This window comes from Haloarcula sp. CGMCC 1.2071 (assembly GCF_037078445.1).
Lineage (GTDB): Archaea > Halobacteriota > Halobacteria > Halobacteriales > Haloarculaceae > Haloarcula > Haloarcula amylolytica.
This window is the reverse complement of sequence record NZ_JAYMGY010000001.1, coordinates 398,767-417,553: the sequence shown is the minus strand read 5'-3', so window position 1 is coordinate 417,553 and position 18,787 is coordinate 398,767. Positions and strand designations below refer to the sequence as shown.

The 18,787-nt window shown below is 64.1% G+C and carries 26 protein-coding genes; 15 read left to right on the top strand and 11 right to left on the bottom strand.

Going from position 1 to position 18,787, the window contains the following annotated elements; genetic code table 11:
* Window positions 1–234: 234 nt before the first annotated feature.
* Both VI234_RS02140 and VI234_RS02135 read right to left on the bottom strand, forming a co-directional pair.
* Window positions 235–840, bottom strand: a complete 606-nt coding sequence (locus VI234_RS02140; protein WP_008312715.1) for a hypothetical protein — start codon at window positions 838–840, stop codon at window positions 235–237.
* Window positions 841–857: 17 nt separating this feature from the next.
* Entirely contained in the window at window positions 858–1,499 is a 642-nt protein-coding gene (locus tag VI234_RS02135; RefSeq protein WP_008312713.1) for a hypothetical protein, read from the bottom strand.
* A gap of 75 nt (window positions 1,500–1,574) precedes the next feature.
* Here VI234_RS02135 and VI234_RS02130 point away from each other — a divergent pair, with 75 nt between their 5' ends.
* Window positions 1,575–2,177 (top strand): metal-dependent hydrolase, encoded by a 603-nt coding sequence (locus VI234_RS02130; RefSeq protein WP_008312711.1) that lies wholly within the window; start codon window positions 1,575–1,577, stop codon window positions 2,175–2,177.
* A gap of 22 nt (window positions 2,178–2,199) precedes the next feature.
* Here the strand turns inward: VI234_RS02130 and VI234_RS02125 are convergent, their stop codons facing one another.
* The 3 genes from VI234_RS02125 to VI234_RS02115 form a co-directional block, all read right to left on the bottom strand.
* Entirely contained in the window at window positions 2,200–2,451 is a 252-nt protein-coding gene (locus VI234_RS02125) for a KEOPS complex subunit Pcc1 (RefSeq protein ID WP_008312710.1), read from the bottom strand.
* 107 nt (window positions 2,452–2,558) lie between these two features.
* Window positions 2,559–2,693 carry a DNA-directed RNA polymerase subunit P gene (locus tag VI234_RS02120; RefSeq protein ID WP_004517024.1) on the bottom strand — a complete coding sequence of 45 codons (135 nt, stop codon included), beginning with the start codon at window positions 2,691–2,693 and terminating at the stop codon, window positions 2,559–2,561.
* A 26-nt stretch (window positions 2,694–2,719) separates the two neighbouring features.
* The gene (locus tag VI234_RS02115; protein WP_004591489.1) at window positions 2,720–3,028 is read right to left on the bottom strand and encodes a 50S ribosomal protein L37ae; all 309 of its coding nucleotides are present in this window, start codon (window positions 3,026–3,028) and stop codon (window positions 2,720–2,722) included.
* 75 nt (window positions 3,029–3,103) lie between these two features.
* On the opposite strand from VI234_RS02115, the gene VI234_RS02110 reads away from it, so the two are divergent.
* Both VI234_RS02110 and VI234_RS02105 read left to right on the top strand, forming a co-directional pair.
* Entirely contained in the window at window positions 3,104–3,328 is a 225-nt protein-coding gene (locus VI234_RS02110; protein ID WP_008312705.1) for a hypothetical protein, read from the top strand.
* A 35-nt stretch (window positions 3,329–3,363) separates the two neighbouring features.
* Window positions 3,364–4,008, top strand: coding sequence for a hypothetical protein (locus tag VI234_RS02105; RefSeq protein WP_336329112.1), 645 nt, complete (start codon window positions 3,364–3,366; stop codon window positions 4,006–4,008).
* A gap of 17 nt (window positions 4,009–4,025) precedes the next feature.
* On the opposite strand, the gene VI234_RS02100 is transcribed toward VI234_RS02105, so the two are convergent.
* Window positions 4,026–4,754, bottom strand: coding sequence for a DUF2103 domain-containing protein (locus VI234_RS02100; RefSeq protein WP_008312700.1), 729 nt, complete (start codon window positions 4,752–4,754; stop codon window positions 4,026–4,028).
* Between the two features lie 60 nt (window positions 4,755–4,814).
* Window positions 4,815–5,651, bottom strand: a complete 837-nt coding sequence (locus tag VI234_RS02095; RefSeq protein WP_008312698.1) for a pantoate kinase — start codon at window positions 5,649–5,651, stop codon at window positions 4,815–4,817.
* Between the two features lie 158 nt (window positions 5,652–5,809).
* Here VI234_RS02095 and VI234_RS02090 point away from each other — a divergent pair, with 158 nt between their 5' ends.
* The 4 genes from VI234_RS02090 (at window position 5,810) to VI234_RS02075 (ending at window position 7,386) form a co-directional block, all read left to right on the top strand.
* Complete coding sequence (locus tag VI234_RS02090; RefSeq protein WP_004517029.1) at window positions 5,810–6,112, top strand: UPF0175 family protein; 303 nt, start codon at window positions 5,810–5,812, stop codon at window positions 6,110–6,112.
* Window positions 6,109–6,618 carry a hypothetical protein gene (locus tag VI234_RS02085; RefSeq protein WP_008312695.1) on the top strand — a complete coding sequence of 170 codons (510 nt, stop codon included), beginning with the start codon at window positions 6,109–6,111 and terminating at the stop codon, window positions 6,616–6,618. The genes VI234_RS02090 and VI234_RS02085 overlap by 4 nt, the downstream gene beginning before the upstream one ends.
* A gap of 137 nt (window positions 6,619–6,755) precedes the next feature.
* The gene (locus VI234_RS02080) at window positions 6,756–7,145 is read left to right on the top strand and encodes a prefoldin subunit beta (protein WP_004591484.1); all 390 of its coding nucleotides are present in this window, start codon (window positions 6,756–6,758) and stop codon (window positions 7,143–7,145) included.
* A 4-nt stretch (window positions 7,146–7,149) separates the two neighbouring features.
* Complete coding sequence (locus tag VI234_RS02075; protein ID WP_005537965.1) at window positions 7,150–7,386, top strand: hypothetical protein; 237 nt, start codon at window positions 7,150–7,152, stop codon at window positions 7,384–7,386.
* 34 nt (window positions 7,387–7,420) lie between these two features.
* On the opposite strand, the gene VI234_RS02070 is transcribed toward VI234_RS02075, so the two are convergent.
* Both VI234_RS02070 and VI234_RS02065 read right to left on the bottom strand, forming a co-directional pair.
* Entirely contained in the window at window positions 7,421–7,756 is a 336-nt protein-coding gene (locus VI234_RS02070; protein ID WP_008312693.1) for a hypothetical protein, read from the bottom strand.
* A 79-nt stretch (window positions 7,757–7,835) separates the two neighbouring features.
* Window positions 7,836–8,381 (bottom strand): hypothetical protein, encoded by a 546-nt coding sequence (locus VI234_RS02065; RefSeq protein ID WP_336329111.1) that lies wholly within the window; start codon window positions 8,379–8,381, stop codon window positions 7,836–7,838.
* A gap of 317 nt (window positions 8,382–8,698) precedes the next feature.
* Between VI234_RS02065 and VI234_RS02060 the strand changes: the two genes are divergently transcribed.
* From VI234_RS02060 to VI234_RS02040, 5 genes are all read left to right on the top strand, one after another.
* Window positions 8,699–9,160, top strand: coding sequence for a bifunctional nuclease family protein (locus tag VI234_RS02060; protein ID WP_008312691.1), 462 nt, complete (start codon window positions 8,699–8,701; stop codon window positions 9,158–9,160).
* Window positions 9,161–9,202: 42 nt separating this feature from the next.
* Entirely contained in the window at window positions 9,203–9,877 is a 675-nt protein-coding gene (locus VI234_RS02055) for an HAD family hydrolase (RefSeq protein WP_336329110.1), read from the top strand.
* A gap of 90 nt (window positions 9,878–9,967) precedes the next feature.
* Window positions 9,968–12,421, top strand: coding sequence for a bacterio-opsin activator domain-containing protein (locus VI234_RS02050; protein WP_336329109.1), 2,454 nt, complete (start codon window positions 9,968–9,970; stop codon window positions 12,419–12,421).
* A gap of 99 nt (window positions 12,422–12,520) precedes the next feature.
* Window positions 12,521–12,820 (top strand): HalOD1 output domain-containing protein, encoded by a 300-nt coding sequence (locus VI234_RS02045; protein ID WP_008312688.1) that lies wholly within the window; start codon window positions 12,521–12,523, stop codon window positions 12,818–12,820.
* Between the two features lie 429 nt (window positions 12,821–13,249).
* The gene (locus VI234_RS02040; protein ID WP_008312687.1) at window positions 13,250–14,218 is read left to right on the top strand and encodes a terpene synthase family protein; all 969 of its coding nucleotides are present in this window, start codon (window positions 13,250–13,252) and stop codon (window positions 14,216–14,218) included.
* A 74-nt stretch (window positions 14,219–14,292) separates the two neighbouring features.
* On the opposite strand, the gene VI234_RS02035 is transcribed toward VI234_RS02040, so the two are convergent.
* Together VI234_RS02035 and VI234_RS02030 are read right to left on the bottom strand one after the other, a co-directional pair.
* Window positions 14,293–15,801, bottom strand: coding sequence for a (R)-citramalate synthase (locus VI234_RS02035; protein WP_336329295.1), 1,509 nt, complete (start codon window positions 15,799–15,801; stop codon window positions 14,293–14,295).
* Window positions 15,802–15,987: 186 nt separating this feature from the next.
* Window positions 15,988–16,335 carry a DUF192 domain-containing protein gene (locus VI234_RS02030; protein WP_336329108.1) on the bottom strand — a complete coding sequence of 116 codons (348 nt, stop codon included), beginning with the start codon at window positions 16,333–16,335 and terminating at the stop codon, window positions 15,988–15,990.
* An 81-nt stretch (window positions 16,336–16,416) separates the two neighbouring features.
* Here VI234_RS02030 and VI234_RS02025 point away from each other — a divergent pair, with 81 nt between their 5' ends.
* The 3 genes from VI234_RS02025 (at window position 16,417) to VI234_RS02015 (ending at window position 18,772) form a co-directional block, all read left to right on the top strand.
* Window positions 16,417–16,965 (top strand): DUF7097 family protein, encoded by a 549-nt coding sequence (locus VI234_RS02025; RefSeq protein WP_336329107.1) that lies wholly within the window; start codon window positions 16,417–16,419, stop codon window positions 16,963–16,965.
* 71 nt (window positions 16,966–17,036) lie between these two features.
* Complete coding sequence (locus tag VI234_RS02020; RefSeq protein WP_008312682.1) at window positions 17,037–18,134, top strand: ATP-binding protein; 1,098 nt, start codon at window positions 17,037–17,039, stop codon at window positions 18,132–18,134.
* A 68-nt stretch (window positions 18,135–18,202) separates the two neighbouring features.
* Window positions 18,203–18,772, top strand: coding sequence for a GMP synthase subunit A (locus VI234_RS02015; RefSeq protein WP_004517046.1), 570 nt, complete (start codon window positions 18,203–18,205; stop codon window positions 18,770–18,772).
* Window positions 18,773–18,787: the final 15 nt, after the last annotated feature.

The following is an 18,787-nucleotide window of genomic DNA, read 5'->3' as shown; positions in this document are numbered from 1 at the left end:
GCCCTGGTATGCTGTTCAACCACTTTACTGAGGCATAATAACTGTTCGGCGGCCACAGCAGCTCCAGACAACGAGCCGACACGTTTGCCGACACAGTGGCTACCCCATCGGGGATAACACGGTTCCTGTCGTAGCCCATCGGACAGAAAACGCTTGAACCGGTGACGCACTGTGTTCAGTCACCACAGTCCCGCCAGCTATCATCCCGGCAACGGGTCCAGTGACACATCCGAGTCAGTCGACAACGGACAGCCGCTCTCGGAGGGTTTCTGCGACATCGGTGAGGTGGGCCTGTCCGAACGCCGCGACCAGGAGCGCCCCGAGCGAATTGAACATCGTGTCCCGGACCGTGTCGTCGAGGCCGTGTTGCGCCAGCGGCATCGTGACACCCGTTTCGGTGGCGATGATATCGAGCGCGAACTCGAACAGTTCCCAGATCACGCCGAAGGACAGCACGACGACGAAGATGTACACGAAGAAGACGCGCTTGGGGATGTGAATCGAATCGTTGTGGAGGTCGATGGTCCGGGCCGTCGTGTACCCGAACGCGGCGATGAGCGAAGCCGACATCGCGTGGGTGAGGTGGTCCCACCAGCCGATCTGTCCGTAGAGCCCGGCCGACCCGAGGGTGTGCAGGAACACCGCGGTCGTGATCCAGAGGGCGAGCCACGGGTCCAGAGCCAGATTGTAGTTTCGCCGCATCACCGCGGGGAGAAACGTCACGAGCAGGCCGATACCGCCGTTCGTGATCGGCTTCGGTTGGCCGGCGACGATGCCGTAGCCGACCAGCCCGAGCAAGACGAGTTGCATCGCGCGGGTGATCCGCCGCTGGTTCCGCATCGACGGTCGGGGCAGCCTCATCGCCGCACCATCCGTCGGAGACCACGCCAGAGGCGGCGGTCCCGCCGTCTGAAGTAGCCATCGAACAACACACCCGCGGCGAGTCCGGCGAGGGTGACGTACAGCCACTCGGTCATCAGCGCCTCGTTGGTCGTGAGATACGACGTCCCGAGAAACCGGTCGGCGTTCCACCGGAACACCGTCCAGGCCGCCACGGCGGCGAGTGTCGTCAAGACGACGAGACAGACGGCGAACCAGTGTGTGACTTCCAGCTCGGTGAACATATGCAGTTCCACGATGACGAGTAGCGACAGCGCTGCCAGCGAGACATACGTGGCAAAGGTTCCGACCGTCCCCCCGACGAGGCCGCGGACCAAGATCGGCAGGCAGGCGAGAAAGAGCAGTTCCCAGGGCAGCATGACGCGCCACTCGCGGAACGCCACCGGCGGCACGAGGACGACGAAGCCGACGACACCGACGAGCAGTATCCACTGGTAGTCGATATCGAGGACGCTTTCGACGAACACAGCCGTGAGAATCGCGACGAGCATCCACGCGATGATCGCGTTTGTTCGCCCATCACGAAAGAGCTTCTCGAACGTGTCATCGAGGTCGATAGCCCCGAGACTGCTGTCGGGACGGCCGGCACCATCGCTCATTGCAGTGGACTGGGGTACGACGGAGAATAAACCCAGCGACGTGTTTATACCGGCTACGGCCCCTTGTACAGGTATATGATGCTGCCGACGCACGCGATAGCGGGGCTCGCAATCGCGACACCGCTGCTCGTCCTTGCGCCAGACCACGCCGCAGTAGCGCTCGCTGGCGGCCTCGTCGGTGGCGTTCTGCCCGACCTCGACCTCTACTCGGGTCATCGGCGTACCCTCCATTATCCAAGCGGGTACACGCTCGCGGCGCTCCCGACCGCCGGGTTCGCCGCTATCCTCCAGACACCGCTGCTCGTCGCGCTCACGTTCGTACTGCTGGGCGCTGCCCTCCACTGCCGGATGGACCGGTACGGCGGCGGCCTCGAACTCCGCCCGTGGGAAGGCACGTCCGAACGCGCCGTGTACGACCACGTCCGCGGGCGATGGCGGTCGCCGAAGCGATGGATACAGTACGACGGTGCACCGTCGGATGTGGGGCTGATGGTACTCGTGGGTTCGCCGCTGTTCGTCGTTCTAGACGGGCCGTTCCGGTGGGTCGTCGCCGCGGCCCTCGTCACCGGTGCGACGTACAGCCTCCTCCGGCGTCGATTGGCAACCCTGGCCCCGGTCGTGTTCGGCAACGTTCCCGAGTCGATTGCGACCTATGTTCCGGACCGATACCGGCAGTAACGCTCGACTGACGCCGCTTTCGTCACTTCCGTCCCGCCAGAGCGTCCTCGGCAACGCCACGCAGCGTCAGCCACGTATTGATGCCGGCCCGCAATGCGACGAGGTCGGCCGCCTCGACAGTGAGTTCGACCCGCTGTCCGTCCCGACTGAGGCGCGCCGTCGTCCGGTCGCCCTCGATGTCGTCGATTTCGGGACGGATGCTCCGCTCGATAGCGCGAGCCCGGTCGGCGCTGTCGTACTCGGCGGTGAGGTGGGTCTGGTGTTGTGCAGTCATACTGTTCGAAATGGGAGCGTCGTCGTATCAGTCGCGGGACTGTCCCAGAAAAGCCGTTTGCAACGTGGCGCAGTCGGCCGTCGACCGTCAACGGCGTACCGACAGCCTCAGTTGACGTTGATCTCTTTGACGTCGGGTGACCGCTCCTTCAGCAGGACGCGGTGTCCGCAGTACGGGCAGCGAACGCCGCCGTACTCGTCCAGCGTCACGTCGCGCTTACAGCGTGAACACTTGTAGCTCATAGTTGAGAGATAGGAACGGGGGTCCTTTACTCCTCGTCTTCGGACAGTGCGGCCCGAATGGAGCGTCGGACGGTCTTGCCGCCAGGCGTCTCCGGCTTGTAGCTGCCGCCGGTGAACTTGTAGTCACAGTAGCTGCACTGCCAGATGCCCGTCCCCTGGCGGTCGACTCGGTCTTCGCCGCAGTTCGGACAGGCGTGGTCCTCGTTCATCTCCGATTCGATCTCCGCGACGCGGCGTCGGGACACGCGACCGTAGCGAGCGCCGAAACGGCCCGAGCTGCCGGTCTTTCCGCTCTTGCTAGCCATAGTGGTCTGTTGTCCGCCGAGCGGCCACATAAGGCCTTCGAGATGCGGCCCGGTCGACCGACGGCCACAGGGATTAACAGGCCCGGCCGGCAACGACCGACTGACATGGACGAGCTACTCGACGTCGTCGACCTCGTCGCGGACTCCGGGTTCGAGGGTATCGTCACATGGCTCGTGCGAATCGTCGGTCTCGTCGCGCTGCTGGGCGGGCTCGGGCTGTGGCTGTTCACCGAGATGGGACTGCTCGTCGTGCCGGCAGTGCTGATACTCGCCGGTATGGTCCTGCTCGTCGCGCCCAGCATTCTCCTGCTGACCGCGGAGCTAGCCTAGAGAACTCAAGAGGGAGGCGGGCAAACCGTCGGTCGATGGCAGCGTTCGACGGGCTCCGAAGTCGCCTCCAGCGGGTCGCACCGGCCACGAGCGGGCGGCTTACGGCCTCGGAGTTCTTGCTCTCGGGCGCAGCAGCCGGACTGCTCGGCTGGGGCGGCACCCAGGCGCTCACCTGGCTCGACCACGCCAACGGCCAGCTGCTCGCAACGGTGCTGTGGGTCGTCTTGATCGGCGGCTTCGTCGGCCTGACGGTCCTGCACGCACCGGACTCGGTCCGCTTCTCCGACGCGATGCTCGCCTGGGGAACGGTCAACACCACTGCGATGGCGCTGACGGTCGGCGGCCTCCTCAGTGTCGTCCCCGAACAACTGGCGTACTGGCACGCGTGGGTCGGCGCGACGGCCATCGGCTACTGCTGGACCGGCGGCGTCCTCGAAGGAGCCGGTCAGCCCGTGCGCGGCCGCGGCTACCTCGGAGCGGGCGTCGTCGGCCTCTGTCTGCTGACTATCGGGGCCGTCGCGTTTCCGCTGGTCGCCCCGACCGGCTATCTGGCGCTCGCTGCGCTCCATGCAGATCCGATGATACTCGACGTGCGGACGGCGTTACCGGCTGTTCACCGGACTGGTGTCGTTGGTGCCGCGGTAGCCGCTGTGCTCGTTGTCGGCGTTGTCGTGGCGTGAATAGAGTACCACAAGCACTACTCTTGCAGTTCAGCTTCTCGCAGCGCCTCGTTCAGGTCGGCCCGGACGTGCTCGCCGAGCTCGCGGTCGCCGGCCGTCGTGACGACGCGGTTCTCCTGCACGCTGGAGCCGTCGCGGATGAGCACCCGGACGTTGCCGTTAGCATCGGCGCGGGTCGCCTTCGCTCGGACGCCCGTCGGTGAGCTCGCGCCGCCGGCGTCGATAGGGCCGGGGATGACCTTCTTGACGTGGGGGTGGCCGGCGACGGTCTGGATGACTCGCTGGCCCGACCGGCCGCCGATGAGCGTCGAGTGGCTCCCGCCGAGTTTCTCCGAGGGCGCGGCGTCGACCACTTCCAGCGCGGGCTCGCCCTGGCGGTCGATGACCCGCTGAACCGGATCGTCGCCCTCGACGCGGAAGAACTCGTAGTGCAGTTGCGGGCGGACGGCGGCGATGACGTCACGGTCGCCCGTGACGTACACCTCCTCCGGTCGTTTCCGTCGCACCTCGTCCGCGACGAGGCCGGCGAAGTTGCGGAGCTCGACGACGACCGTTTCGTCGCTCCCCTCGCCCTCCGGCGTCGTCGTCACCGTTCGCTGGCCCACAATCGACCCGTCCAGCAGCGATGTCACCGTCGCCCGCTCGCGGTCGAGTTCGAGGACGACGGCGTCGGTGTTGGCAGTGTGACAGACCAGGCAGTAGTCGCCCGGTCGGTCGAGCGGCGTGGCACACTGCCGACAGTCCATAGCTGTGGCTACGGCTGCGCGCTGATAAGGAAGCCGGTTCGGTGGTTTTGCGACGTGTGGTCAGCCCTCGTCTTCGATGGTCGCACCGGGCGGATAGATAGCGGCGACGGTCGCATCGTAGCCCGCGTCGGTGAGGCCGGTCCCCAGCGCGAACACCGTCTCTCCGAGCATCGCCATCGCGGCGTCCCCGCCGGCTTCGGCCACGTCGTCGATGACGCTTTTCACCGCCGGCGTCAGCAGCTCCGCTTCACGGGAGAACTGCCGGGAGGCCTGGATAAACGTCGACAGTTTCGGCTCCTTGACGACGGTAGAGAGCGCGCGCTCGCCGGCAGCCGTCAGGATGTCCGTGTCACCGCCGACGACATCCGCCGTCGATAGCTCCCCGAGCGTGACGTACTCGACGCGGCTGCGGGCCGGAATGGCATCGAGGTAGTTGAACTGCGGCCCGCCGGGTTCGAGCCGGAGCGGCACGCCGCCGCGGGCCTGCGCGACAACGTCGCCGAGCCCGGAGCCGGCCTGGACCTCCGCACCGTGGGCGATTGTCACCAGTTCGTTGTACGAGAGCCCGTGGCCGAAGACGGCATTGGCCGCCAGTGCGGTGCCAAGCGCCAGCGCGCCGGAGACGCCGAAGCCCGAGCCGAGCGGGAGCGGTGTTTCGGCGGTGACAGTCGCCGTGGTTCGCAGCGCGTCCAGCACTCGCTCGACGGCTTCCACCTCGATTTCCTCGCCGTTCAACGTTATTTCGGTTTCAGCTCCGCGGCTGACGGTAACAGAAACGCCGTCAGACAGGGCCAGCCCGCCGCCGCGAGAGCCGGTCTCGATGGGGTCATCGCCCCGGTCGACCGTAAAAAAGCCCGTGATGTGACCGGGAACGAACGCGTGTGCTTCGTCGCTCATTGCCTCCCCGTGGGACCCGGTGGCGTTAAGGATTGGTGGTCGCCCGCTCCGTCCTCACAGGCTGGTGGACGTTCTCTCCGCCCAGAGTTTCAGGAGACCGACAGGCGGTTCTCCGACCCGTAGTTTGATGTATGTTTACACGAGATGACTGTGAAAACATGCCGACAATCAGCGCGCGGCTCCCGAGTGAAGAGAAAGACGAACTGGACGACGTCGCCGAGTTGCTCTCCGAGGACCGGTCGACCACGATTCGGAAGGCCCTGCGGGAGGGACTGGAGACGCTCCGGCTCCGCGTCGCCGTCGAGCAGTACCAGTCCGGCGACGTGTCGGCGGCCGAAGCCGCACAGCTTGCGGACCTCTCCATCGCCGAGTGGCTCGACGTGGCCCGCGAGCGAAACCTGACGACGCAGCTCGAGCTGTCCGATCTGGAGCTCGACGCCGACACGGCCGCGGAGCTATGACCCGCATCTACGTCGGGCCGACGTCGCTGTACTCGCTGGGGCAGGTGGGGGAGCTGTCGCTGCTGGACGCGTTCGACGGCGACATCGTCATTCCGGAGCCCGTCATCGACGAGGTCCAGGTCGAACCGACCGCGACGAACCTGACCGAGTACCGCGAGAACGGCATCGACACCGGCGTCGACGAGGCCCACGTCGACCAGGCCGAGTCCCTGCTGGGCGAGAAAGACCTCGGTGCCGCTGTGACGGTCCTCGCCGGCGTGTTGGCCCACCGCGACAGCGACGACCGCTCCGCCGTGGCCGTCGTCTCCGAAGATCGCACGGTCCGCCGGATGGCGCAGGGCTTGGGGGCAGAAGTGACGAGCAGTTTCGGCGTCGTGGTCCGGGCCGCTATCGAGGACAAGTACCTCAAACCGACCCAGGCGAAGCGGATCGTCAGACGGATCGACCAACACGGGATGCACCTGACCGGAGAGTTGCGGGAGCGGGCAGTCGGAGAAGTCGCCTGAGTTCACTGCCGCGAATAGTGGGTTCGTGTGTTTTAACGCCGGGTTTTCGACAGAACGACTGTGCTCTCAGCCCCTTGCCGTCCCGCTGCTGGACTTGAAAGCGTGGGTTTAACAGTGCGGCCCCCAACTCTGGAGGTATGCAGGGTAATCTTCCGCCTGAAGCACAGGAGAAGCTCGAGGAACTGCAGGACCTTCAGCAGACAGCACAGCAGGTCGCCGCACAGAAACAGCAGGCCGAGACAGAGCTCCAGGAGTCCCAGACGGCTCTGGACGAGCTCGACGACATCGACGAGGACTCGACCATGTACCGCGAGGTCGGCGAACTCCTCGTGAAGACTGAGTTCGACGAGGCGCAGGACGACCTCGAAGAGAAGGTCAACAGCCTCGAAGTCCGCGTCGAGACGCTCGAAAAGCAGGAAGAGCGCGTGCAGGAGCAGTTCGAAGAGCTCCAGAGCGAGCTCCAGCAGATGCTCGGCGGCGCAGGTGGCGCGGGTCCGGCCGGCGGCCCCGGCGCTGGCGGCGCATAAGGCGATGCCGACAGACGATGAGGTCGTCGAGACAGCCTCGACCGCAGCCGAAGACGTTGTCTTCTCGCGATACGATGTCAGCGCGGTCGAGGACCTCGACGTGACTGTCACCTTCGAAGACGGCGTCTTAGACGTCGACGTGTACGTCAACGCGCCCGACAGTCGGCAGGACGAGGCACAGGTCGCGGACGACGCTGCCCTTGCCGCTCGGGCCGCCGTCGACGACCTGTTCGAAGAATAGGGACCCGCAACGGAGCGGGCAGTCACTCGGTGTTCTACCGACGCCGCGAACCGTCAGTCGTGGCTGGGTCCCCGGTCCGGTCGCTCGCGAACCCGGTTCGGAACGCAATCCAGCCGAGCACTGAGACGAACAGTATCGGCGGGAGAATCATGAACCCCCATAGCGGGTCTAAGCCCCAGCCGAGTAGCAGGGCCAGGTCGAACAGCCCGATAGCGAGAAACGGCGAGACGAACAGGAGGGCTCGCTTCCGGTTCACCCCATCTGACGGTTCCGACGCCGACGAGTCCTCGTCACCCGCAAGGAGGTCTGCAGTCGTACGGTCACGGGGTCCGTCGTCGGCGTGGACGCTGGACTCGGCGGTGTCATCCATACCTCTTACTCGGAGTTCAGCAAGCAAAAAAACCGCGCTTGGTCGATCGTCGATGGAAGAGCCGTCAGGTCAGAGGGGATTACGTGTCGCTGTCGTCGCTTTCGTCCTCAGTGGACTGTTCGTCGTCCGCGTCCGTCTCGTCGGTGTCCTCGTCTGCATCCGCGTCGTCAGTGGACTCCTCGCCAGCATCGTCCGCATCAGCGTCCTCGGACGCGGATTCGGTTTCGTTCTCGGCCCCGTCGCTCTCGTCACCGGGGGTCAGGTCGCTGATCTGTGCGCCCAGGTCGCCCGCGAGTTCGCCGGCCTGCTTCTGCCCCATGAGCGTGTGAATCTCGCTGACGAAGTCAGGGACCTGTCCGGGGAGGTCCGACGGCGGGCCGCGCTGGTCGCCTGCCTGGCCGGCGTCAGCGGGCGGGCCGCGGCGGTCAGCTGCCTCGGCAGCGCCGCCCGATTCGTTCTCGTCTGCGGTCGTTGTTTCGTTCGCTGCCTGCTCGGCGGCGTTGTCCGCCTGTGCGTTGTCCGCGTGGTCATCGGCCTGTGCGCCTGCTGCGCCGGGGAGTGCCGCCGCCGAGCCCGTGATGACGAGCACGGCAAGCAGGCCGCCGGCAATCGTAGTGAGTTTCATTGTGATCGTTGCCTCCGCTCGTCTCTCTGTCCCAGTGGCATATGAAGGGGGCAAGCCGAAAAGGCGAATTAAGTCGAATTTATCCGAATTGGACGCTCTATCTCCCGTTTTAATTCGGTTTAATCCCGATTCAGGGTGGACTCGACGCCCCACAGCGTCGAGTCTGGTCTGCTGGGCGGGATGGCTGGCGTGCGCGTCGCGCAGTCGGTTAGATCGACGAGGACGGAGCCGGAGTCGGCCAGACGATAGCGGACGGGATAGACCCCTGAAACCGCCGCCGGGGTAGCTTTTCATACCCGCAAACCCAACACTGGTTCATGGAACACGATGCCACGGTCGAAGGGGTCGGCGTCGGCGTCAGCGAAGAAGGGAGTGGCACGCCGGTCGTCCTGCTCCGTGCGCGCGAAGAGATTGTCCCCATCTTCGTCAGCAAGGACCAGGCCCAGTCGATGCAACTGGCGATGGCCGGCGAGCCCTTCGAGCGCCCGCTCACCCACGATCTGCTGGTCGAGATGGTGACGGAGTTCGGGGGCGCCATCGACCGGGTCCGTATCGACGATCTGGCCGACGGGACTTTTTACGGGAAAATTGACGCCGAGCAGTACACCGACGACCGGCGCAAGGACATGGTGTTCGACGCCCGCCCCTCTGATGCCGTCGCGATTGCCCTCCGGGTGGATTGTCCGGTCGTCGTAACGGACGATGTTATCGACGAGGCCGGGCGACCGCCGGAACAGTTCGACCAAGGCGGGAGCGGCAGCGAGGACCTCGGGCTGTGAGAACGCGAAACATTTCTGCGTCTGCCGCCCTTGATACCGTTGATGTGGTACGAATCGGTCATCTTCGACAACGACGGCGTGTTGCTGACGCTGACTGACATGGACGCACACTACGTCGGCGCGCGCCGGGCCTTCGAGGAACTCGGCGTGCTGTCGCCGTCGACAGCCCACGTCGAGGCCATGAGCATCGGCGTGACGGTGCCCGAACTCACCGACATCTGTACCCAGTACGATATCGACCCCGAGCGGTTCTTCCAGGCTCGTGACGAGGCACTGACTACAGTGCAGCGGGCGCTTATCCGGGCCGGCGAGAAACAGCCCTACGGCGACGTGTCCATGCTCGACCGACTGGACTGTCCGCTGGGCGTGGTCTCGTCGAATCAACGGGACACCGTGGCGTTCGCGTTCGAGCATTTCGATATCGGTCACTACTTCGACACCGTCTGGGCGCGCGAGCCGACAGTCGAGAGCCTCCGCCGGAAGAAACCCCGGCCGTACTACATCGAGCGGGCGATGGCGGACCTCGGTGTCAGTGACGCCCTGTTCGTCGGGGACAACGAATCCGACATCGAGGCGGCACACCGGGCCGGAATCGACTCGGCGTTCATCCGTCGTCCGCATCGGACCGACACCCGACTCGACGTGACGCCGGACCACGACGTGTCCGGCCTCGAAGACGTGGTTCGGATCGCTGGCCGACACAGCGGGAGCGACTGAATCGTATCCGGACCTAACAGATGCATAGTCAGCATATTCTGGTACGTATACTGAAAGCAACCTTTCCCATGGCAAGTGCCGTGAAACGGTATGGAGAAGCCGGTCGGTGGAACGGACGAGAACGAACAAGCGGCACGCGACACACCGGCACAGCAGTCTCCCCCTGTGCTGTTGGAGACTCTCGCCGCGCGAATGCCCGAGCCAGTGGTCGTCACCGCCGCGGACGGGGAGATACGGACCGGGAACGATCACCTCTGTGACCTCCTCGACTCCGACCCGTCGGACGTGTTCGGGCGTCCGATAGCCGAGTTCTTCCCGGATCTGCGTGACGTTGACCTCGGAACCCACTGCAGTCCGTCGCCAGGAACACCGCTGACGTCGTCGTGTTCCGCCAGCGACACGGAACGGTGGGTCGAAATCGCCTTCGAACCCCAGCAGTGGGACGGCGAGGAACTGTACCTGGGTATCGTCCACGACATCACCGAGCGCCACGAGCGGACGGAGATGCTCGAACAGTACGAGCGCATCGTCGAGACCATCGAGGACGGCATCTACACGCTCGACGAGGGGTTTACGATGCAGACGGTCAACAGCGCCGTCGAGTCGATGACCGGCTACGACAAGGACACGTTGGTCGGGTCGAACGCGACGCTACTGGCGGACGAATCCGTTATCGAGGAGGCCGCGGAGATGTCCCGGCAGTTCATCGAGGGCGAGCGCGACGTCGGGACGCTGACGACGGATCTCAGAACCGCTGACGGGGACACGTTCCCGATAGAGACCAAGTTCACGACGTACGACCGCGAAGACGGAAGCTATCGGCAGGTCGGCGTCGTTCGGGACATCTCGGACCGGAAGCGGTTCGAGGAGACGCTCGCGGCGCTGCACGAGTCGACCAGAAAACTGCTGCACACGGAAACCAAGACAGCCGTGGCCGAACAGATACTCGACACGGCCGTCGACGTGCTGGAACTCCCCGACGTGGAGATCTATCTGTTCGACCGAAGCGACAACACCCTTCGCAGCGTCGGCGACGCCGAAGCGGACCGAAGCGCGTCGGTCGGGCCGGGGCAGAGCACAGTGTGGGACGTGTTCGTGCAGGACAGCGCCGTCGAGGTCGCCCCCGGCGAACGCATCGACCTCGGTGCGGGACCGGTCACGGCGGACGCGAAGCGGCTCTGCCTCCCGCTCGAAGACCACGGCGTGTTCTACATCGAACTGGGCGAGCAACACAGCGACGCCAGGACCCGAGAGATGGTGGATCTGCTCGCCGCCAGCGCGGAAGCCGCGCTCGCGCGCGTCGACCGCGAGACGACGCTCCGCGAACGCGAGGCCGAGCGCCGCGAACAGAACCGCGAGCTGCGACGGCTCAAGCAGGTCAACGCGATCATCCGACGGATCGATCAGGTGCTCGTCGAAGCGGAGACCACCGAGGAGATCGAGCAGGCAGTGTGTGACCAGTTGGCCGAATCCCAGTGGTTCTCTTTCGCCTGGATCGGCCGACAGGACGCGACGGAACTCGTCCCAAGAGCGTGGGCGGGCGACACCGCCAGCTATCTGGACGCCATCTCGCTGTCGCTGGAGCGCGAGGGCGGGCCGCCGGCCGTCCAGACTGCACAGTCCGAAGCGATGACTATCGTCCCGTCGGTGGCTGACAACCTCCGGGGTGATCACTGGCGGACGGAAGCGCTCTCCCGCGAGTTCCAGTCGGCGCTCAGCATCCCGCTCGAATACGACGACTTCGTCTACGGTGTCCTGACGGTGTACGCCGAGCAAGAAGACGGGTTCGACGAGATGCTGCAGGAGGTGTTTGCCGAACTCGGTGAGACCATCGCGAACGCGATACGGGAGGTCGAGTCCCGGCAGCGCCGGGCCGGTGACGGCACCGTCGAACTCGAACTCTCACTGTCAGCCCCGCAGTCGTTCCTGACCCACCTCTCGGATCGAGTCGGTGTCCCGGTCATCTGTGAGGGGGCCGTCCAGCGGAGCGACGGCGCGATCCGTCTCTTCCTCGCTATCTCGGACTGTGACCCGGCTGTCGTCGAGGAGGAGATGCTGTCGATGGCTCGTGTCGACACCGCACGAGCGATTTCGACCGACCAACTGGACGGGCTCTATGAGGTTGTCGTGACCGGCCAGACTGTCGCGGAGACGCTACTGGAGCAGGGCGGGCGGTTGAAAACGATCCGAACGTCGACGGGCGGACTCACGGTGACGGTTGTCGTCTCGGGCGAAACTGATGTCCGCCAGTTCGTCGAACAACTCGGCGAGCGCTACGCGGACGTCAAACTGATCGCGCGCCGTGACGGCACACAGTCCAATGGCCAGCGAGACAGTACAGTCCGGTCGGCGTTGGAGGAGCAACTCACCGACAGACAGCTCGAAGTACTCCAGACGGCGTATCTGAGTGGTTTCTTCGACTGGCCTCGAGAGACGACCGGCCAGGAAATCGCGGTCAGCCTGGACGTGTCACAGCCGACGGTCAACCGCCATCTCCGCGTCAGCGAGCGAAAACTGCTCGAACTCGTGTTCGGCGATAGCTGAGACCGTCGCTATAGTAGTAGTGACCAGTCCGGCGGGCTGTATCTGTATAGCCACAATCACCTTTTCAATCACTCATCAAGGGACAAACAGCGACAAACTATGTCCCAGGCAAAACTGGTCTACAGACCGACACCCAACGAACCGCTGAGCGAAACCATCGTCCACGCCGTGGCCGACACGCTGGGTATCGACCCCGTCGACCTCGATGACCGAATCAGTGACTGTATCGACCCTGATGCGCTGGACCGACTGTTCCGTCCCGATACGGACGGCACCACGAGCCCTGACGGGCTGGTCGTGTTCAGTATGGCTGGCTGTCGTATCGAAGTCGAAGGAAACCGTTCGGTGCTGGTGACACCGTCCCGCGACGTCTCGGCGGCAACTGGGCTCGAAGCGTAACTCGGCTCCGTGTGCGACTGTTCTGCTGGCGCTGTGTACCCTTACCCGTGACTCCCGTCAAGAGGTGCATTATTGTCGCCTTATTTCCTCACTCATTTGAATATCATTGAGACAGTTCAGTAAGCAGATATTTCCTTTGTAGTAGCAGTTGAAAAACTGGTACGTAACTTAGAGTAAAATTGTTTAAGTATACTGTTAATAGCACATTACCAGCATCCTACAGGTCAGTACCACTATAAGCGCAACTTCGCCTCTCGAATGTATGGACCTCGGACACCAACTGATTGAAACCGGCTCGCGGTCGGGCAAAAGCATCGAGGCAGTGACCGACCAATCTGAAGAAGTAGAAACACCCAAAAGTCGGTTAATCGAACATTATTCAACTGGCTGTGCCGAGATGCAGGGTGCAAGCGTTGGGGGGCAGTCACAATGAGCGTTGAGTCACCCTCGGTCGATACGCAGGACCTTCTCGAAGAGGTTCGGACGACCAGCCTCCCCGACCGGGTTGCAGAACTGGCAGACGAGTACGAGCGGGTCTGTGGCGAGCGTGACCGGTTCCTCTGGCAGTGGATCTACTCGCTGTTCCCCGAGTTCACGCTCTCCTCCGTCCACCCGGACCACGCAGACCACGTCCGGACGCAGAAGACGGTACTCACGATGTACGTCACGATTCTGGACGACATCGTCGAGAACGACGGGGACCGAGACACCTTCGAAGAGGCCCGACGACTCGTGCAGGACCCGTCGTCCGTTGACCCGAGCCGTGCGGCGGTAAGCGAGGAATATTTCTCCTTTATCGAGCGTGTGTGGCGCGAGTTCGAGGGTGGACTAGCTGACGCGCCCCGGGTCGACGAGTTCTACGACGTGTTCACCTACGATATGCGACAGACGCTGAACGCGATGGATTACAGCGCCGTCGTCAACGAGAACCCACGGATTGCGAACCTCAGCGGGGCCGAAACATACGGGGCACATAACATGGTAATGTTCCCCTACGCGGCCGTTGACCTCATGTATTCGCCGGAATTCGAACTCGCCGATTACGGCACGGTCCGGGACCTGATCTGGGACCTGCAAGAAATGGCCCGCATCGGCAACTGGCTCACGACCTGGGAACGAGAAGTCAGGGAGGGAGACTACACCGCGGGAATCGTCGTGCTGGCCCTTCAAGAAGGGTTCGTCACTCCCGAAGAACTGGAAAACCCTGACGGAAAGGCCGAACTCATCGACAAAATCAAAGCCGAACAGTTCGAGGCCCGGTTCCGGGACCGGTGGGCCGACATCTACCAGTCCGTCCGTGACCGCGAGTTCGACACGGACAGCGTCGACCTCGACGCACTGGTGCAGGGCATGGAGACAGTGTTCCAGTACCACGAAGCCAGCCGCGGATATAAATAACAAAACGACATGTGGTGGTCCGCGGTGAGGGCCAGACTGATTCTACGCGTTTGAACCAGAGAGCTGTCGTGCCGTCAGTCGTCGGCGACGAGCGGGTCCTCGTCGTCGGCGACGAGGCGGTCCATCGCGTCGACCATCGCGCGCACGGACGCCCGTGTGATGTCAGAGTCGCTGGCGGAGACGACGACGTGGTCGTCGCCGCGTGACATCTCGATTTCGACCGTGACGAGCGCGTCCGTTCCGCCGGTGATGGCGTCGACGTGGTAGTCTTCGAGCGTCGCGTCGGCGGTGTGGGACAGCGCCACCTCGGCGGCGTTCATCGCGGCGTCGACCGGCCCGGAGCCGACCGCTGCCTCCTTGCGTTCCTCGCCGTCGACCGCGAGCCGGACGCTCGCTGTCGGTGTATCGGAGCCGGAAACAGCGGTCAGGCCGAGCAGTTCGACCCGGCGGTCGCGCGCGTCGCCGGTCACCTCGTCGGCGATAGTCAGCAGGTCGGCGTCGGTGACGCGCTTGCCGCGGTCACCGATCTCCTTGACTCGGCTGACGATCTCCGAGAGCTGGTCATCTGTGACCTCGACGTCGTGCTCGTCGAGTGCAGCCTCGACACCGGCCCGGCCCGCGTGCTTCCCGAGCGCGAGGCGGCGCTCGCGGCCCACTTTCTCCGGCGGGTACGGCTCGTACATCGAGTCGTCCTTGAGCGTGCCGTCGGTGTGGATACCGGACTCGTGGGTGAAGGCGTTCTCGCCGACGACCGCCTTGTTGGGAGCCAGCGGGATGCCGGTCCGGTTGGCGATGAGCTGGGCGAGGTCGTACACCTCGGTCAGGGCCATCGACTCGACGCCGTAGCCGTGGTCGAGCGCGATGGCGACCTCTTCGAGGGCGACGTTGCCGGCGCGCTCGCCGATCCCGTTTATCGTCCCGTGGACGAGGTCCGCACCTGCCGTGATGGAGACCAGGGCGTTCGTCACTGCGAGCCCCAAGTCGTCGTGGGTGTGGGTACTGACCGGACCCAGGTCCGAGAGCCGGGAGACGCATTCGAGCGCTCGGTCCGGCGTCGCGTGGCCGACAGTGTCAGCCCAACAAATGCGGTCCGCGCCGGCCTCGACTGCGGCACCGAGCAGTTCTTCGAGGTAGTCCAGGTCGGCCCGCGAGCCGTCCTCGCCGATGACCTCGACCCAGAGCCCGTGGTCGGTGGCGTACTCCACCAGTTCGACGGTTGTCTCGACGTTCTCGGCCTTTGAAGTGCCGACTTTCTGCTCGACGTGCTTGTCACTGGCCGGGACGACGAGGTTGATGCCGTCGACACCACACTCGAGCGCGAGGTCGATGTCGTTCTGGATACCGCGACAGAAGCTTGTGATGGTGCCGTCGAGGTCGAGCCCCGCGACACGGGAAATCGTCTCGCGTTCGCCGGGGCCGGTACAGGCGCTCCCGGCTTCGATAACGTCGATACGCGCCGCATCGAGCGAGCGGGCGATATCGGCCTTGTCGTCCGGCGTCAGCGACACGCCGGGAGCCTGCTCGCCGTCGCGCAGTGTCGTGTCGAGAAACTGTACCTCACCGACGTCTGAGAGGGCACGCATCGCTGGGTGCCCCTCGAACAATGTGTTCTGACTCACAGAAGATACTCCATCACGCGCCACGAATTTCGCGGCCAGCCGCCTCGCGGCGACTTCCTCTATCCTCCGTCGGGTGTTCCGACATAGTGGTGTCTACTCTAACCTTCATGGTCTAAAAGGTGACGGAACCGACTACCACGCCGGTCCCGTTCAGGATTCAAGACGCACCGTATCACCCTCGGAAACGCCCGATGCCGCGCCACCGGGCAGTTCGATGACAGTGTCCGCGTTCGCGTAGCCGAACGACCGCCAGGGCTTGAGGGTCTCGACGGCCTGGACCTCGTCGTCGACGAGCCAGAGCACGTCCAGCGGGAACCGGACGAACAGCATGTGGATGAACTGTCGACTCGCGCGGTCGAACGGGAAGACGAGCGCGTAGTCGTCGGGAATCGATGACCGGAACATCAGCCCCCGGCCCTGTTCGAGGACCGACTCGGCGTACTCCACCTCAGTCGCGAGGGGGCGAGCCGCGCCGTCGGGGTCGTGGACGAGCCGCATACCACCGCGGAAGTCACAGGTGGGGAAAAAGTCTTCTGTCGGAACGGGGGTTTGAGGGGGCACGGGCACTCACTATATCGTATGGAGAAGGCTCCCGGGGGGACGTCCGTCGGCGTCGACGACCCGTACGACCACGTCCAGCGGTGTGACTTCGTCACCAGCGAGGGGAAGTGTCGCTGGGCGCGCGAACACGGCCACCACGACCCCGAGTTCGCCAACGCCCGAAGTGCCGACGACTTCCGCTGTCCGGCAGCAGTTGCGCCCGACGACGCGGACGCAGATGCGGAGCCGGAATGGGATTGGGCCGACTGCCCGCATTTCCGCTCTCGGAACCACGACCGGGAGTGTGTTCGTTGCGGACTTGAAGAGCGACGGATGGCCCACTCTGCGGACCGACCGCTGCTAGAGGAACACCACCTCTCGTACCGCGAAGGCGGCAACGAGCTATCACACGAAATAACGGTCTTTCTCTGCCGGTGGTGTCACGCGAAGATCCACCAGTCGTGGGCGCGGCTCGACGACGACGCAAACCCGGACCCTGAAGCCATTGCACAGCGGGAACAGCGCCGCTCTAAGGAGCAATCCGAACTGGGGTTTGAATCGGCTGCCGACCGCTACGACGACTCGTAGCCCCACTCGATTATCAAACCCGATAATCAGTGGCAGACGGATAAGTAGGAACACAGTAACTGATTAGTATAGTGACCTCTCCGGCGCTCACGAAGCAGTCGCTGGGGACGGGATATGTCGTCGCAACGGGTTTCGTGATTTCCGGCGCGTTACTCGCCCACGGCATGTCTATCGTCCGGCCGTCCCCGATAGACGTGGTCATCCTCAGCGTGGGGTTGACACCGGCGCTAGCCCTGGTAGCCGCGAACTACTGGCTCCCGGTGAGCGGACTGTCCGGAGATCAGATATGGACTGCCGCGGAGTGGTGCGGACTGGGCATCGCGCTGTTTACGCTCATCAAAATCGTCGTGCTGCTCGCCCCAGTACCGCAGTCCTCGATGATCCCGTCGATACTCGCAAGCGGGGTCGCAGTCGGCGGGTTTGGCGGGGTTCTGTTCGGGTGGCTGCTGGAACTCCGGCGGTCCCGGCGCAGACTCACCCAGAGCAACGAGGTGTTGTTTCGAGTGCTCAGGCACGACCTCCGGAACGACCTCAACGTCGCACTCGGGCACCTCGGCGAACTGCAGCGGGAGACAGCAGAGCGTGGCGACTCCAAGTCGCGTGCGCACGTCGAGCAGTTGAACGGTACTATCGACGATATCATCGCCACTACGGAGAAGGCGAGGCAGATAGAGTTCGCGTTCGACGCGGACCGTCGCGCACAGCAACCGATCGACCTCGTGCCGTGTGTCAGAGAACAGGCGAAAAAAATCACGCAATCGCACCCGGAGACAACTGTTGAACTCGACCTCCCGGAGCAGTCGAAGGTGTACGCCGACTGGATGCTCGACACTGTGCTTCGGAACGTCATCGAAAATGCGGTCGTTCACTGCGAAAATACCCCGACGCTGTATATCTCAGTCGAAGAGCACGGCCGAACCGTGTTCGTTCACGTCGGCGATAACTGTCCGTCGATTCCACAGCACGAACGAGATGTCCTCAATAGCGGCGTGGAAACGCAACTGTGCCATTCAAAGGGGATCGGGCTCTGGCTGACGACGTGGATCGTCGAGAGTTACGGCGGGGCAGTACACCTCACGACCTCGGACGGCGGCAACACCGTGACGCTGGAACTGCGTGGCCCGACAGTTCTTGACGGGGTTCGCCAAACCCTTCGAGAGTGGCCCTGAAGCCGGACGCGGGGGAACCGTCGACCGCATCAGGAGATATATACGCCTTCGTAGCCTTCGCGTCAGTAATGACCCGAATCGACGTTATCGACAATCACGGACAGTTCACACATCTGGAGCAGCGCGCGCTCCGGGACATGGGCGTCGACGTCTCGCTCAGGGACAACACGACACCCCCGGAGGAGATCGATGCCGACGGCATCGTCCTTTCGGGCGGCCCGGACATGGACGATATCGGGAACTGTCCCGAGTACCTCGACCTCGACGTTCCCGTGCTCGGCATCTGTCTGGGAATGCAACTCATCGCCGACGAACTCGGCGGTCGGGTCGGCGGCGGCGAGTACGGCGGCTACGCGGACGTGACGGTCGACATCCTCGACGAGGACGACCCGCTTCTGGGCTCGCTGTACCCCGAAACGCGCGTGTGGGCCAGCCACGCTGACGAAGTGAAAGAAGTCCCGCCCGGATTCGAGCGGACCGCGACCTCCGACGTCTGTGGCGTCGAAGCGATGAGCAACACGGACGAGGCGATATACGGTGTCCAGTGGCACCCGGAGGTCGCCCATACTGAGGAAGGCGAGGAAGTGTTCGAGAACTTCCTGTCGGTCTGTGACCAGCAGTCTGTCGCCCGCCAGTAACCGTCGGAGGGCAAT